General features: G+C 51.0%; 16 protein-coding genes and 1 pseudogene. 5 read left to right on the top strand and 12 right to left on the bottom strand.

Going from position 1 to position 15,209, the window contains the following annotated elements; all coding sequences use genetic code 11:
• Positions 1-90: 90 nt before the first annotated feature.
• Positions 91-978, bottom strand: a complete 888-nt coding sequence (locus NST44_RS19450) for an arylamine N-acetyltransferase family protein (RefSeq protein WP_340900440.1) — start codon at positions 976-978, stop codon at positions 91-93.
• Positions 979-1,154: 176 nt separating this feature from the next.
• Positions 1,155-2,582 carry a MocR-like pyridoxine biosynthesis transcription factor PdxR gene (gene pdxR / locus NST44_RS19445; RefSeq protein WP_340900439.1) on the bottom strand — a complete coding sequence of 476 codons (1,428 nt, stop codon included), beginning with the start codon at positions 2,580-2,582 and terminating at the stop codon, positions 1,155-1,157.
• Between the two features lie 272 nt (positions 2,583-2,854).
• Here pdxR and NST44_RS19440 point away from each other — a divergent pair, with 272 nt between their 5' ends.
• Both NST44_RS19440 and NST44_RS19435 read left to right on the top strand, forming a co-directional pair.
• Positions 2,855-2,998 carry a hypothetical protein gene (locus NST44_RS19440; RefSeq protein WP_340900438.1) on the top strand — a complete coding sequence of 48 codons (144 nt, stop codon included), beginning with the start codon at positions 2,855-2,857 and terminating at the stop codon, positions 2,996-2,998.
• A complete protein-coding gene (locus NST44_RS19435; protein WP_340900436.1) occupies positions 2,979-3,158 on the top strand; it encodes a hypothetical protein in 180 nt (59 codons plus the stop codon). Before NST44_RS19440 ends, NST44_RS19435 begins: the two co-directional genes overlap by 20 nt.
• Before the next feature lie 126 nt (positions 3,159-3,284).
• On the opposite strand, the gene NST44_RS19430 is transcribed toward NST44_RS19435, so the two are convergent.
• The 3 genes from NST44_RS19430 to NST44_RS19420 all read right to left on the bottom strand — a co-directional run bounded on the left by NST44_RS19430 (position 3,285) and on the right by NST44_RS19420 (position 5,294).
• Complete coding sequence (locus NST44_RS19430) at positions 3,285-3,707, bottom strand: VOC family protein (RefSeq protein ID WP_340900435.1); 423 nt, start codon at positions 3,705-3,707, stop codon at positions 3,285-3,287.
• Between the two features lie 112 nt (positions 3,708-3,819).
• Positions 3,820-4,650, bottom strand: a complete 831-nt coding sequence (locus NST44_RS19425) for a helix-turn-helix transcriptional regulator (RefSeq protein WP_340900434.1) — start codon at positions 4,648-4,650, stop codon at positions 3,820-3,822.
• Between the two features lie 62 nt (positions 4,651-4,712).
• Positions 4,713-5,294: a LysE family transporter gene (locus NST44_RS19420; RefSeq protein WP_340900433.1), complete on the bottom strand. Its 582-nt coding sequence runs from the start codon at positions 5,292-5,294 to the stop codon at positions 4,713-4,715.
• A 130-nt stretch (positions 5,295-5,424) separates the two neighbouring features.
• On the opposite strand from NST44_RS19420, the gene NST44_RS19415 reads away from it, so the two are divergent.
• Entirely contained in the window at positions 5,425-5,979 is a 555-nt protein-coding gene (locus NST44_RS19415) for a helix-turn-helix domain-containing protein (protein WP_007128283.1), read from the top strand.
• A 67-nt stretch (positions 5,980-6,046) separates the two neighbouring features.
• Here the strand turns inward: NST44_RS19415 and NST44_RS19410 are convergent, their stop codons facing one another.
• The 6 genes and pseudogenes from NST44_RS19410 to NST44_RS19385 form a co-directional block, all read right to left on the bottom strand.
• A complete protein-coding gene (locus NST44_RS19410) occupies positions 6,047-6,823 on the bottom strand; it encodes an ABC transporter permease (RefSeq protein WP_007128284.1) in 777 nt (258 codons plus the stop codon).
• Between the two features lie 28 nt (positions 6,824-6,851).
• The gene (locus tag NST44_RS19405) at positions 6,852-7,628 is read right to left on the bottom strand and encodes an ABC transporter ATP-binding protein (protein ID WP_007128285.1); all 777 of its coding nucleotides are present in this window, start codon (positions 7,626-7,628) and stop codon (positions 6,852-6,854) included.
• Positions 7,625-8,665, bottom strand: a complete 1,041-nt coding sequence (locus NST44_RS19400) for an ABC transporter substrate-binding protein (protein ID WP_007128286.1) — start codon at positions 8,663-8,665, stop codon at positions 7,625-7,627. Before NST44_RS19400 ends, NST44_RS19405 begins: the two co-directional genes overlap by 4 nt.
• Positions 8,652-10,112: an aryl-sulfate sulfotransferase gene (locus NST44_RS19395; RefSeq protein ID WP_007128287.1), complete on the bottom strand. Its 1,461-nt coding sequence runs from the start codon at positions 10,110-10,112 to the stop codon at positions 8,652-8,654. The genes NST44_RS19400 and NST44_RS19395 overlap by 14 nt, the downstream gene beginning before the upstream one ends.
• 30 nt (positions 10,113-10,142) lie before the next feature.
• Entirely contained in the window at positions 10,143-10,682 is a 540-nt protein-coding gene (locus tag NST44_RS19390) for a MarR family winged helix-turn-helix transcriptional regulator (RefSeq protein ID WP_007128288.1), read from the bottom strand.
• Between the two features lie 341 nt (positions 10,683-11,023).
• Positions 11,024-11,209 (bottom strand): annotated as a pseudogene (locus tag NST44_RS19385) (glycoside hydrolase family 5 protein); the annotation flags it as partial.
• Positions 11,210-11,485: 276 nt separating this feature from the next.
• On the opposite strand from NST44_RS19385, the gene NST44_RS19380 reads away from it, so the two are divergent.
• Complete coding sequence (locus tag NST44_RS19380; protein WP_007128290.1) at positions 11,486-12,682, top strand: AGE family epimerase/isomerase; 1,197 nt, start codon at positions 11,486-11,488, stop codon at positions 12,680-12,682.
• A gap of 148 nt (positions 12,683-12,830) precedes the next feature.
• Positions 12,831-13,838, top strand: coding sequence for a substrate-binding domain-containing protein (locus NST44_RS19375; protein WP_340900429.1), 1,008 nt, complete (start codon positions 12,831-12,833; stop codon positions 13,836-13,838).
• Between the two features lie 142 nt (positions 13,839-13,980).
• Here the strand turns inward: NST44_RS19375 and NST44_RS19370 are convergent, their stop codons facing one another.
• Positions 13,981-15,144, bottom strand: coding sequence for an MFS transporter (locus NST44_RS19370; protein WP_007128292.1), 1,164 nt, complete (start codon positions 15,142-15,144; stop codon positions 13,981-13,983).
• Positions 15,145-15,209: the final 65 nt, after the last annotated feature.

Below are 15,209 nucleotides of genomic sequence, written 5' to 3'. Positions count from 1 at the left end.
AATCATCATAACATCAGCAGCGGAAAGGCCGCAAGTTCGAGAACGATTATAATCATTTCATCTGGGGGCGAGCCCAGCGATGTAGAAGGCTCATATGCTTCCTGTACGATATTTCTGCTCCTCCATCTCCCTTAGCCAACGTTCATGGAGTCTGGTAATTTTGTCCCATATCCCTTCACGCTCCAGCTCCGAATAATGGACGAGCTCCTCATGGAATAGATCGGCCAGCACTTCTCTCCACTGAGCCTTGCTTACGATTTCTAAGGAATGCATGCCCGCTTCATCCCATGACTTCAATATCCGGCCTTTGAGCTCATGGATTATGTTCGCATTCCGCTGCCTTACAATGAACAGGTCGCGCCAAGGCGACTCGGGGGATCGGCTGTAGAATTCATGGTTAGCTGTGAAAACATCCAAAGTGTCAACCACATCAGGAGCATAATCAACCCCAACGTAGGAATTGGCAGGGTCATGCGTCAGACGCCAGCCTCCTTGTGCCACACCGGACTCCATGAGACTGTAAGAGAACGGTCCTTGACGATATGTCCCATATCTTAACGGTATCGGTTCATAAGGCATATCACCTAATCCGACATCAACGATCCACGGCTCTTCTTGTCCGTCGTCATTGGCTAAGCTCACGGTAATCCCTAGATGAAATCCGTTAATTCGCGGCTCTTGCCCGATCGGCTGTACTCCCGCCAGATGCCACCGTACCTTATAACCCAAAGCCTGAAGCAGCGTGCCGAACGCGCCGTTCAGATGAAAGCAATACCCGCTACGCCGGCTCAGCATCAGCTGAATGGAACTCCGCACGTCCATAGCGGTCGGTTTACCCGCAAAAATATCGACGGTTTGCCAAGAAATCCGCTCTACATGTGCTTGATGAAGCTCGAACAAAAACGCTTGTGTTGGGGCGTTTCTATCGTAAATTCCCAATCGGGTTAAATATGATTTGACTTCCGCATCCGTAATCAATATCTCCACTCCTCTGTGATCAGCCATCTATCATATATGCTATATCGCTTCTGACCTGAAGGAAATGGTCAGAAAAGTCAGATTTAAAGAGACAGTTGCCATCGCGCCTCAAAGCCTGATTTTACGTCATTTTCTTGATCACGGAGGTTAGGTCACGGAGGTTACGCGGAGGTTCATTAATCAAGCGACCAGGCTTTACGCAGCAGCTGAATTCCGTACTCCATCTCTTCCTCCCTCAACCCTGCAAATCCCATATATAGTCTCGGGTACTGTCCGGCATCCTGCGCTTGCCCGATCCACATCTTTCCCAGATCATAAACCCTTACTCCCTGTTCCGCCGCAAGGCGAATCAACTCCTCTGACGTGACATGCTTCTTAACCGTCAGCTGGATATGCAATCCCGAATACTGGCCGGAGATCTCCACATGGTTGCCAAGGTAAGTACGAAGGATGTCAATGAGGTGTCGATGCCGCTTCCGATACAAGCTTCTCGTTCTGCGGATATGACGGTACCAATGCCCCTCCTTGAAAAAAGACTCCATCGCCCACTGCTCAACCCGGGACGGAGCAAAAAACAACGCATGCGGCATCTTCTTCAACCGATTCATCAAATCCGGCGGAAGAACCAGATAGTTCATCCGAAGTGTCGGCGTCAGCACCTTGGAGAAAGTTCCTGCGTAAATCACTCTCCCGCTCCGGTCCAGACCTTGGAGGGAAGGAATCGGCTTTCCATGGTAACGAAATTCGCCATCATAATCATCCTCGATGATATATGCATGGTTGTCCTCTGCCCATCGCAGCAGGCGTTCCCGCTCGGGGTATGGCATAATGCTCCCTGTAGGAAATTGATGGGAGGGCGTGACATACACCAGCTGTACCTGCCTCCGCTTTAACGCAGCGATCGATATGCCGGAGTCCCCGACCGGGATCGGTATGACCTGAAAGCCGTTCAAATGGAATTGATCACGGACAAGGCTGTAGCCGGGCTCTTCGAATGCCACCGCTTGGATGCCCTTAAGCAATTTGGAGAGAATCCCCATGCTGTATGCCGTGCCCGCTCCGATGACGACTTGCTCCGGCGTAGATTGCACGCCCCTTGAATTCCGCAAATAATCGGAAACCACCATACGAAGACCGTATTCGCCTTGCGGATCACCGTAATGACCGATTTCATGCAGATGTTGGTCCAGCGATTCCTTGAGCATTTTATTCCAGATCCGTACTGGAAAAGCACCCGGGTCTAGTGCTGTCGGATTAAAATCAACTTGAACCGGAGGCAAGCTGTATTCCGTTCCTTGCGCCGGTGCAGCCGGAGCAGGTTTAGCAGCCTCCCCGCTTATAGGTCGCGCCACTTCGCGTTGGTACGGGTTAACGGCATACAGGCCGGAACGGGGCTTGCTGATGACATAGCCCTCCGCCGTCAGCATCTGGTAGGCCGTTTCAATCGGGGTTTTGCTAATATTCAACTGATTTTGAAGCGACCTTACCGAAGGCAGCCGCTGTCCGTTTGCTATATCCCCGCTTCGAATGCTGTCGCGTATGAGGAAATACAGTTGCTGGTATAGAGGCTGCTCGCTTTGCTCCGGTAGAAGAATATCGAACATAAGAACGCTGCCCCCAATCTGGTGTTTGAAATGTCGCGTGATATGTAATTTATAATATCTCCGGCCTCTTTAATGTCATGAACAGGTGACCTGCACGATTTATTAAAAACTGACCATTTTATAGTAGTCAGATTTATTTTATTATAGAACTTGCTTGCCGGCTAGATCCGAGTCCGCCTTCATCGGTCTCTCCCTTGCATGATCGGGTCGTGACCGTGAGCATCGGTAGGACCAGCCGCAACAACAACGTTCGCGTCGGGAGGAAGAAGAACATGAGCTCATTCATCCATCTAAAAGACAAAATCGGCCAAGGCATAACATTTCGGCAATTCATGGATACGACAATGGACGGATCCTTGGTCGAAGGGCGCCCGTCCCGCTTATATTCAAGCGGTCATGGACCAGTTCAAGCGTGAGAACCCGGACAAAGAAGCGCATGAATACCAGACTCGCCTTGACGAGACATACCGACGGATCGGCCAGCTGTACAACGAAGGGACGTTCTATCAAGCCGTAATCGTTCAAGAAGTAAAGGATCTCCTGCAGACGTTCCCAGCACCTGGCCTTGAAATATAAAAATCGCAGGCCTTGGCCTGCGATTGCACTTATGTTATCCTTGATCGCTTACCTTATTCTTCATTACCTACATTATCCCTGTTTATCTCCTATTACAGTACGCTGTTCTCAATCATTCCACTGCGTTTAATCTTCCAGCTCCCAAGCCGGATTCCAGCATATTTCCCACAGATGCCCGTCCGGGTCAAGGAAATGACCCGAGTACCCTCCCCAGAACGTATCTTGAGCGGGGACAGTTACGGTTGCCCCTGCCTTTACGGCTTGCTCCATGACCTCATCGACTTCTTTCTTGCTCCCGACATTATGGCCGATCGTCATTTCCGTCGAGCTTGCTGCATGATGCGGGACATTCGCTTCCACGGCCAAGTCCTTGCGACTCCAAATCGCCAGCTTCACGCCAGCCTGCAGATCGAAAAAGGCAACCGCTCCATGCTCAAACTCGGTTCCGACAATCCCCTCAGTCGGCAAGCCGAGTCCGTCGCGGTAAAATTTCAGCGATCGCTCCAGGTCATCAACGCCAAGCGTTAGTACAGATATACGCGGTTTCATGATACATTCCTCCTAAACATGTGGCTTTCGCCTTCAGGTTTAACTTCCTGTCACTATTTATTTTCGCTTCCGATAACCCGTAAAGGATTGTAAAAAACGGACATCTTGTACACTAACCCTGGCTGCACGGGGCATGGAACACCTGCTGAGGCGAAGCGCCGTAGAATCGTTTGAAGCTGTGGATAAAGTGCGACTGGTCATAATAGCCGTATTTAGCGGCGATATCCGGAAACCGGAAGGATCGGGCATGAAGCAGCTCCCGCAGCAAATATTGAAACCGGATGATGTCCGTCATTTCTTTGGGACTGATGCCCAGCTCTTTTTGAAAAGCCCGACGTACCGTTCGTTCGCTGTAATGGAGCTTCTCCGAGAGGGATTTGACGCTCAGCATCCCCTTCTCTTCGTATACATATCGGAGCCCATGCAGCAAAATCGGCTCGTCAAGGGAGAAGTCTGCCCGATCTAACCTGTTCCATAAATAAGATTCCATTCGTTCGATCCGCTGGCTCGTCTCGGCAGCTGTCATGATGCTCTCGCTGAACTCGACGGCGTCCCTACCCCAAATCTCATGCAAGAACACTTGCGTATTCCGGAATTCCGAGACGGGAAAGCGAGTGAATAAACGAACCGTCTCCGAATAGAAGCGGACGCCGAACAGGCAGTGATCCTCCGTTATGGAGAACGCGTCCGGTACAGTCATAACCCCTGCCACGAAGGCGCATTCGGAGGCGGAGTGGGAATGGAGGTCAAATATAATGTCGACGCATCCGTCGGGCAAAATGCGATGCTGCGGCGGGCGAGCCGATGGCCGCACATCCAGTGTCCAATACGCGGCCACATAAGGACTCAGTCCAGGACTTGGCAGAAATTCGCGATAGCTGTAGGAAGCGTCCGGATGAGAAGTCTCGATCATCGGAGCTTGCAGCGGGTTGAACGATCGCATGGTCTCCCTCCCATTCGTTCTGACGTCGCTTTCATTATACGATATTTGGCCTCTCCCTTGGGCTAGTTCGCGAAAATGGATACCGCACTGTATATGAGCAGCAACCCCATCGCAATATTGAATGCTCGCTCATGGCGGTAAAGGATACTTTGGAGGAGCCTGCCGCCTAATGCCCAAGTTAAGTTAGCGCTAATCCCAACGGCCGTCAGCAGTAATGAAAACATGATCAATTGAATGCGTGAATCCGCCACAGGGATTACGAAGGACGAAATGGCCGTAAAACCGTATAGAATCACCTTGGGATTGATGAATTGAAAGAAGAATCCGAACCAGAAGGAATTCATGCCTCTGGCAAGGTCTTCGTTTTGCTGCGGCTTGCTTCTCATGATTTTGACGGCTAAATACAGCAAATACAAGCTCCCCAACAAATCCAAAGCGATCTTGACCCTCGGAATCCATTGATTTAACGCAAAATTGAAGTAACCGGACAACAGCATGATGACGAAGCATCCCGCTGCAACCCCGCCGATAAACTTTAGAACGGCCCGGTACCCGTATTTTTGGGCCTGGGTCATCGAGATAATATTGTTCGGTCCCGGCGTAAAGGATGAAACGAGAGCAAACATAAGCAAAGGTATGAGCATGGCCGCCTCCTCCCCTCTTGTTGTATGATATAATTTACGATGTGTGCACTATAACGTATGTACGTTTAATTATACATTACGTGCGTTATAACGCACAATCTAAAATTTGTTCAGCAGGAGGCACTCGAACATGAAGCATATCAACAGCATTCTCGCTCAAAACTTGAAGCGGCTCAGGGAAGAACGCAAGCTTAGCCTGGACAAAGTGGCTGATTTGACCGGAATCAGCAAGACGATGCTCGGCCAAATTGAACGCGGCGAATCCAGCCCCTCGATTGCTACCGTTTGGAAAATCGCCAATGGGCTGAAAATCTCATTCACCTCCCTGATCCATGAACCGGCAACGGATACCGTTGTCGTACCTGCCGATGAGGTCCAAGCATTGGTTGAGGATAATGGAAAGGTCCGTATCTATCCGTTGTTTCCGTTTGAGGACGGACGCAGATTTGAAATCTACTCGCTTCAGATGGAGCAAGGGGGATATTTAAGCGCGGAGGCTCACATCGACGGAACGGAGGAATTTATTACGGTGTTCGAAGGAGAACTGACGATTCGGATCAGTACCGAGGAATACACGGTGCGTCGCGGGGATTCGATTCGCTTTAAAGCCGATAAACCTCATGTTTATCACAACTCCGGCGAAACGACTAACCAGTTCAGTATGGTGATTCATTATAGAGAATAATGCTGAGAATCAGACAAATTAAACGCATCCTGTTAATAGGATGCGTTTAACGGGGATGTGTTTAATCTTAACGTCGAAGCGCCTGGGTGCTGACCACCCCGTATCGGGATAACAGCTTCCTGCCGAGCAGCGCCACAGCGCGATCCGTCAGAAAGCCCATTAAGCCGAGGCAGATGAGACCTACGAATATCCAGTCCGTACGGAAGAACAGCCTGGAATTCCAGATCAAATACCCGACGCCTTCGTTGGATGCAATCATTTCAGCTCCGATAATCGCCATGAACGAGGTCCCCATGGCAAGCCTTACCCCCGTGAACATATACGGAACCGTTGCGGGAATGATGACATGGAGCACCGTTTGCCATTCGGATGCGCCCATGCTCCGGGCGGAACGGATTTTGTCCTCTTCCACGGACAACACGCCAGTCAGCGTGTTCAGCACCACGATAAAAAAAGTGGCGTACAAGATAAGTGCGACCTTTGACGTCTCCCCGATCCCGAACCAGACCAGAAATAACGTAATGAAGGCAATCGGCGGAATAAAGCGGATGAAATTCAGGAAAGGCTCTGCAATGGCTCGCACGGCATTCACCTTGCCGATAATGAGCCCTGCGGGAATCGCGATCAGGCTGCCTAGCGTCCAACCGAGCAGAACCCTGTAGGAGCTGATGCCGATGTAGCTTAACAGCGTTCCGTCTTGAAGCAGCTCATACCCGCCTTTTGCCGTATCGATTGGCCCCGGCAGAATCTCCGGTCCGTAGACCCATGCCAGGAGCTGCCACGCTGCCAGTATGACAAACCAGAAGATGAGTTGGCGAATGCCTTTGATCATGTTATTGCTCATCGTTCTCCAAACTCCTTTCTTCGCATCGCTAGTCATCAAAATGCTCTTGGATTCGATTATGAAGCCGGTGGAACTCCGGCTCGGACAAATCGCGCGGATAAGGCAAAGGGACGTCGTAAATATCCGTGATCCTGGATGATGGTCCTGCGGACATAATGCCGATCCGTTCTCCTAGGAGCAGCGCCTCCTGGATATCATGGGTAACAAAAATAACGGTTTTATTCGTTTTTCTCCAGATATTGACTAATTCCCTTTGCATCGTGCGTCTCGTCATGGCATCAAGCGCCCCGAACGGTTCGTCCATAAGCAGAATTGCAGGATCGTTCGAGAGCACTCTGGCCAGTTGAACGCGCTGCTTCATGCCGCCGGACAGCTCCCTCGGGAATTTTTGCTCGTGCCCGGCCAGCCCAACCAAAGAGATATACCGATCCGAGATTTCCCTTCGCATCGTGGCAGGCATCCGTTTCATCCGCAGGCCGAATTCGACGTTCTCCCGGACGTTCAGCCACGGAAACAAGGAAGAATCAGCCTGCTGAAATACGACAGCGCGGTCCTGACCGGGGCTCTCAACTTCTCGTTCCCCGACCATCACCTGGCCTGACGTCTTGGATACGAAGCCCGCGATGAGCCCGAGCAGCGTTGATTTGCCGCAGCCGCTCGGCCCGAGCAGTATGAAGAACTCTCCGCCTTTCACCGTCAAATTAACATCCTGAATGATGTAATGCAGTTCCCCTGCTCCCGGCTGCGAGAAGCTTTTGTTCAGCTGCTCAATATATATCCCGTTCGTTTGCGGCGCAGCGCTCATTGATCGCCATCCCCTTTCTTGATATCGATAACGCGTTCGGGAAATGCCTCCCTCACGATATCCAAATCCAATTTCTCCTTCAGGTCAAAGTCTCTCTCGATAATGCCGCTGGACACCATATACTCCTTCTGTCCTTCCAGCCCCTCGTAAGCCTTATCCGAGAATCCGATGCTCCATGGATTGACCGGAAGATCCTTTAGAGTCGCGTCCTTCGGCTGCTTTACTTCCGCGTACATGATTTCCGCCGTTTCCTCCGGATGTTTCTGCGCGTATTCCGAAGCTTCATCAAGCGCCTTGAGGAACTGTACAAACCCTTCACGGTTCTTCTTCAGAAGCTCGGTCGGCGCGATCAGCCCCGTGCCGATCCGCACCGGCGTCTGCGACATATCGGTCAGCTCGCGCGCCTCTGAAAGGGCGCTGAATTTTTCATTCAGAACAGCACCGTATACCCATGCTGCGTCAATCTCCCCTTTTTTCAACGCGACGTAAGCCTCATCGAAGCCTCCCTGGCCGACGAGCTCCACATCGGAAATAGCAATACCGTTCTCGGCCAAGTACACATCCCATAAATAAGGAATAAAGGTCCCTCTTGAGAAGCTCAGCTTCTTGCCTTTCAGATCGGCTGCGCTTTCGATTTCCTTGCGAACGTACAGCTTCCATTCGCTTGCGCTGAGATCCGTTGCCGTACCGGATGAAGCAAAGATGGTGTAATCGCCCTTACCGGCAGCGTTCAGAAGCGGAAAGTCGGCGCCGAATGCAACATCCACCTGTTTGATGAACAGGGAGTTCACGCCTTCGGCAGGCGTTGCGAAATTTACCAGCTCCACTTCGATTCCGTACTTTTCGAAGATCCCCTTGGATTTCGCAACGCGGAATGTCGTATTTGTGGAAATATCCGCAATTTTAAGTTTTAGCCGGCTTTCCTGCTGCTCCTCACCTGATACGCCGCTGCAGCCGCCAAGCAGACCCGAGATGCTCAATAAGCACAGAAGGAGCAAGACACTTCGTTTTCCACCATTTCGGCTAGTTCTGTTCATGGCGATCCCGGTCCTTTCTGGCCGTTTCATCCGTTCTGGCCACGCAGAGGGCTCCCTCTCCGTAAGAGATCGTCCCTTCAACTTCAACGGTCGTAATGGCCCCCCGCGGTGCTGCTCCCGGAAGGCGGTAATCGGCGACATCGATCTTGGGGATCTCCGTTTCGATGGGCTTCTCAAGCTGCGGAACCCAATCGTACGGCACACGATACGCCCGGTAGACCATGTTGGAGTTCCGGTTGTTTTTATACGGCGATATGTACTCCCATACCAGCTCATGCTCCCGTGTCACTTCGAAGATCCGCCCGTCCGCGCCTTCCGTAATCAGCGTGTTGCCGTTAGGGAGGCGCTGCGCCGAGCTGATGTACGGACTGTAGAAACGGTAGGAGTCCAGCGGTGCCTGAAAGCCGGCTTCCGTCGGTGTGTACTGCCATTCGATCTCCAAGGTAACGGGATTGATCTCCAGAACGCGGGAGTGATCCCGGCGAGCAACCTTCAGACCGTCAGGCGACTCCGGATTAGGACTTCCATATCCGCCCCAGCCCCCGTTGTCGAAAATGAGAATGTTTCCTTCGCCCGGAAGCCCCTTGGGGATCAGATGAGCATGGTGCTGACCAATGATCCAGCCAATATGCTTCACTTCCTCCTGATCATAATTCGGGCCCAGCTTCCAGACGATTTCGCCTGTACGTTTGGAGATGATGGCAATGATATTGCTTTCTCTGGCATCCCAGATGATGTTATCCGGATGGAAACGCTGGTCTCCCGCATCATAATGCTTGTTGGGCCCTAATACCGACACCGAATTGATATGCATCCAGTCACCTGCATGGACGCCGAAGCCGCGGGTGTTCGGGTCCCGATACAGAGACTGCTTCGCATCTTCGTCAAACCCAAGCTCGGAGAAATGATCGCTCACGGACCACTCCCATAAGATTCGCCCTTCCCAATCGACTTCAATAATCGTGTCATCAAGCAGCTCGATGCTCGCGATCTCGGAACGGGTGACATTTTTGTGCGCAAGGATGATCGTTGTGCCCGAGTCGGTCTTGGGTTCCTGCCCCGGCGCATAGTAGCCTACCGGGTTGCCTTCCCGCTGATAATCATGATGCTGGCGAGCCATCCACTGCGGAGAATGACCCGGATCTTCGATAAATTCATAGCGGTCAAATTTCCATACGATATTGCCTTCCCAATCGACCTGAACGAGATTGCTCTCATCCTGGAAGCCATATTTCGGATCCCGCTCGGAAGTGCTGCCTAGTACAAATCCTCCTGGAAACAGCTTGTTGGGAAAACCACGCAGCCCTTTCCATAGGTGTACCTCTCTGCCATTCATGTCAATCAGGAGCGCGCCGACATCAGCTGCCTGAAATATCGTATAGCCGCTCCAGGCCTTTTCAGGCAAATATACCGTCGCACCCGTAGGATAAATCGTCGGATGTCCCATAGTTCAACCCACTCCTTAATAACGTGATCATTAATATGAGATAAAATCCCGGTTACGCCGGGAAGCTGGAGATCCGCCTTTTCCCGCTGGTCCTTCGGAGATATGGCCGACCAGCTCGTCAATCCGTTCCGAGAAGCCCACCAGCGATTCGTTGAGTCGTTTAAAATAATGGATTTGCTGAATTAACTCCTCTTGCGAAAAAGTGCCGAACAATAAATCGATGATGCAGGTGCCAACCTCCTGATTTCGAAGCAGCATCTTCCGCCCACGCTCCGTAATATTAAGCGCGATTGAGCGCCTGTCGGTCCGGCTTCTCTGCCTGACGGCAAACCCGGCGGCCTCCAGCTTGTCGCACAGGGCGGTAACTGCCCCGGACGTGAAATCCAGAACCTCCGCAAGATCGCCTAATCGCTGTTCGCCGTTTCGCTCAATCGTCTTCAAGATCAGCAAGCCGGGAAGGGATACGCCCTCTACCGAAATCTTGTCGCGTTCTTTCACAAATCTACGAACAAGCTTGCGAAAATGCCAGTCCGCCTCTTCCATCAATATCCAATCCTTGTTTTTCTCCATACCGCTCCTTTCCCGGTTAGCATACCCTCCGTCTGCCGGTCGGTGAATCAGCCTTGCGCTCCTTAAAAGGCGCGGCCTTTCTGCCTTCGTTAAAGCAGAAAGGCTCCTGCCATTCTTACCTCTTACACGAGGTGAGAATGATCAGGAGCCTTTGGTGGACCAATCGGCTGATTATATCTTTCAATACTAAGATAATGAGCGTTCATTTAATGATAAATAAACCACTTGCTTGTGCTTAGATTAAACCCATTAATTCAACCTGTCAAGTGGGAATTAACTAATACTTCTGCTCAGTTAAATATTCCGGCTTTCTTCGAGGTTTGCTTTATCCCATTCGCTCCATTGGCACCCGTAATGGCGATGGCAGGAATCGCAGTATGGAGGTCGTTTTTATACCAGGTGTGGGCATGGTTCACCCCCCTCATCACAAAAGCCTTTCCGGTTGAGTCATACAACGTGGTTCCGCTTACATAAAAACCGGCAGCAGTCTCTGTTCTCGAAAACCCGCTTCCGACCACAGTGAGCATAAGAGCGACTAACAAATGAGTCCTCCATTCGATCCATAATGACAACACGCTTTTTCCTCCTTTAGGAACGAACGGATATCAACGCGAATTCTTCATCAGCTCGATTTAGGTTATCGTTTAATTTATAAATGGAGTTTATAATGCGGATTTGTAATAGTCAATCTGATTTTAACGATCCCTGGTATTTGCGTTGTGTCGAACTTCCGCGTTGACATATATGGTCCTCAACCATTAGATTTATATTTAGTTAATCGATTACTTTATATGGAGGCTCTTATGAATACACATGATCCGATCTTTAATGAGATTCGCAAGGAATGGCTTGAGCATATCCTCCCCTTCTGGACCCGTTTAAAGGATGAATCAAATGGCGGATATTACGGCGAAGTCGATTTCTCACTTACCGTTAAGCCTCGTGCTCCGAAAGGCTGTATTGCGAATTCAAGAATCTTATGGAGCTTTGCCGCAGCCTATCGCGTCACGGGAATTGCGGATTATCTTAAATGCGCGCGACATGCGTTCTCCTTCCTTACCAAGCGGCTGCTGGATTCCGAATTGGGCGGGTTGATCTGGATGGCAGACTATCAAGGAAATCCGCTGGACACCCGTAAGCACATCTATAATCAAGCCTTCGGCGTATACGCTTTAAGCAAATATTTCCGTGCAACCGGTGAACCTGACGCGCTGAAGCTCGCACAGGAGCTGTTTAAAACGATTGAAACGGTCGGTTATGATGAGCAAATCGGGGCCTATCGGGAAGAGTTTGACCGGGAATGGAACGAGCAGCCTAATGTAATGCTGAGCGGCAACGGAGTTGTGGCAGACATTACGATGAACACGCATATCCACGTGCTTGAAGCCTATACCACGCTTTACCGCATTTGGCCGGATCCGCAGGTGAGGCAATCGCTGGATCGGCTGCTGTCGATTTTGCATGATCGTATGTTTGATCCGGAGCTTGGAAGGCTTAATGTTTTCTTCGACAAGAACTGGGCATCGCTGACGGATGTGACTTCCTTCGGCCACGACATTGAAGCAAGCTGGCTGATTCAAGACGCGATTGAAGCTGCAGAGCTTTCGAATCCGAAGTATAAGCAAATGGTCCTTGCCCTCGCGCATTCCGTATCCGCGCGTGCCATACTATCGGATGGCTCCGTGATGAACGAGGAGGAAGGCGGCCGGCTGGATACGACCCGCATATGGTGGGTACAGGCCGAAGCGATGGTCGGCTTTCTGAATGCGTATGAGCTCACGGGCGAAGCACGCTTCCTCGAGCTAGTGCGAAAGATATGGAGCTATACCAGCGAGATGATCATCGATCCGCGTCCGGGCGGTGAATGGTACTGGTCCGTTGACGGGCAAGGAAATCCCGCTGGACGTGAAATTGCCGGTCCCTGGAAATGTCCCTACCATAACAGCCGCTTCTGCATTGAGATGCTGCTTCGGATGGAGCGGCTGCACTCAAAGGCTTAATGATAATATTAGCCGCTGGTCTCGTCTTTATTTGTCATTCCCAAGCAGGTATACTTGATTTTGAACCAGGCGAGCATTCTCTCGAATCTAATACTTCAGAGAGAAAAAAAGGCTTGCAGCCATTGCTGATAAGGAGAGAGACATTGCGGTGAGCAAACATATTACGATGAAGGATATCGCCGAAAAGCTAGGCGTCAGCACGGTAACGGTATCCAAAGCTTTGAATGATAAGGAGGGCGTTGGCGGCGAGCTGAAGCAGAAGATCAAGGCTGTCGCGGTGGAACTGGGCTACCGTTTGAACACGGCCGCCAAGTCGATGCGCGAAGGATTAACCTACAATATCGGCGTAGTCATTCCCGAGCGGTTTACCGGACCGGATCAGTCGTTTTATTTAAGGGTTTATCAAGAAATAGCGAAAGCGCTTGAATCCTATGGCTATTACGGCATCCTTCATATTCTAAGCAGCTCGGATGAGCAGGAGCTCCAACTGCCGCGCGTGTACTATGACCGGAAGGTTGACGGCATTATTCTGCTCGGTCAGATCAGCAAACCATATATCGAGCTTATGGATTCGACCCGGACGCCGATCGTGTTTCTTGATTTTTATGACGATCATCGCGATATTGACGCCGTGGTCACCGATAATTTTTACGGTGCCTATGAGCTGACGAACTACTTGATCCGTCAGGGACATCGGAACATCGCTTTTGTTGGAAGCATCCATTCCACGAGCAGCATTCAGGACCGCTTCCTCGGATATTACAAGTCGCTTCTTGGACATCGGATTCCGCTTCGCCAAGAGTGGGTTCTTCATGACCGCGATGAGCACGGGAGCTTCGTCGACATCGCCCTTCCTGATGAAATGCCAACGGCCTTTGTATGCAATTGCGATCAGGTAGCCTATCTGGTAGTCCAACAATTGAAGAATGACGGCTGCCGCATACCGGAGGATTGCTCCGTCGTCGGCTTTGACAATGATATCTACGCCACATTGACCGACCCGCATCTAACGACGGTGGAGGTCGATATTGAACAGCTGGCGCAATCCTCCATCCAGGCCATGCTGGGCAAAATCGCTTCGCCCGACCTGCGGCACGGCCGCATCGTCGTTCCGGGCAAAATCATTTACCGCGAATCCGTGCGAAAGCTGCTATAGCCTTCTCATGCATAAAAGACGCAAAAAAAGGCAACTGCCCTGTGAACTGCACCCCTATTGTTATTGTTAGACATAACTTAACAGTGGAGCTGCAGTTCACCTGTAGCAGCTGCCTTTTATTCAATTTTGCTTCGGGTTAACCTCATTTGCTCAATCTTGCTGAAAGAGCGGGCCTAGTCAGGGAATAAATCGCACACACAAGGGAGATAATGACCACCCCGCCTCCAACCCATGCCGTACTGCTGACAGAGCCCCCCTGCTCCAAGACGATACCTCCGATAGCTGAACCAAGGGAAATGCCAAGCTGCAGCGCTGAGTTGTTGAAGCTTTGCTGGATATCGGACGTGTCCGGGTCCACCTGAATCAGGTAGTTTTGCAGCGGCGGAGCCAGGCTCCAGCTTAACGCACCCCAAATGATCATGACTGCCATGAACAAGACCATGGAGAACGTCGTGAACGGCAAGGCAAACAGTACCAGCATAAATGAAGTAATGATCATAATAATGCTCTTAGGGGATCCGAGAGCATCGGCAAGTGCTCCGCCAAAAGCACCTCCACCTACGGCCGATAAACCGAATATAAAGTAGAAGACACTAATCCAGTACGGGTTCAGCCCCAGCTCCGACTCCAGAAACGGCGTAAAATACGCGTATACGGTATAATGTCCCGCCAGCATAAACAAGCATGCCAGATGAGCCCCGGCAATTTTCGGATTGGCCAGCGCCTTGATCTGCTCACGGAGCGGAGTCACTTGATCCGGCTGGATCCGGTCCAGGAAGAAGTAAATAAGCGCCATCGATCCGATCGACAGGACGCCGATCCCGAGGAACAGAACGCGCCATCCGTAGGCTTCGCTAATCATGATCCCCAGCGGCACCCCCAGCACCAGGGACGAGCTGATGCCCATATAAATGAAGCCAAGAGCCTTAGCCCGGTGCGCAGGCTCCACCACCTTCGCCGCAATGGTCAGCGACAGCACAATAATAAGCGCCGTGCTCATGGCCGTCAGTATTCTTGCAGCCATCAGCATCGTGAAATTCGGACTTACGTATGCTATCACGTTTGCGACAAAGAATACGAACAGGGACAGCATATATAGCCGCTTACGTTCCATTTTTGCCGTCAAAACAAGAAGAACCGGCCCCGAAAAAGCATAGATCAGGGCGAATACCGTGATCAATTGCCCTGCGGTACCGATTGAAATATTTAAATCTTGAGCAATTTGGGGCAAAATACCGCCGACAATCAATTCCACCAATCCAACGCATATGGTTGAGATTGCAAGGATAAGCACCTTCAAATTCATTTGCTATCGATCTCCTTCCATCATCGCATGTATAACTTCTGCGTCCAAAAAAATAATCCTGACGA

This window comes from Paenibacillus sp. FSL W8-0919, assembly GCF_038003785.1.
Classification (GTDB): domain Bacteria; phylum Bacillota; class Bacilli; order Paenibacillales; family Paenibacillaceae; genus Paenibacillus_AQ; species Paenibacillus_AQ lactis.
This window is presented reverse-complemented; position numbering and strand designations above follow the sequence as displayed.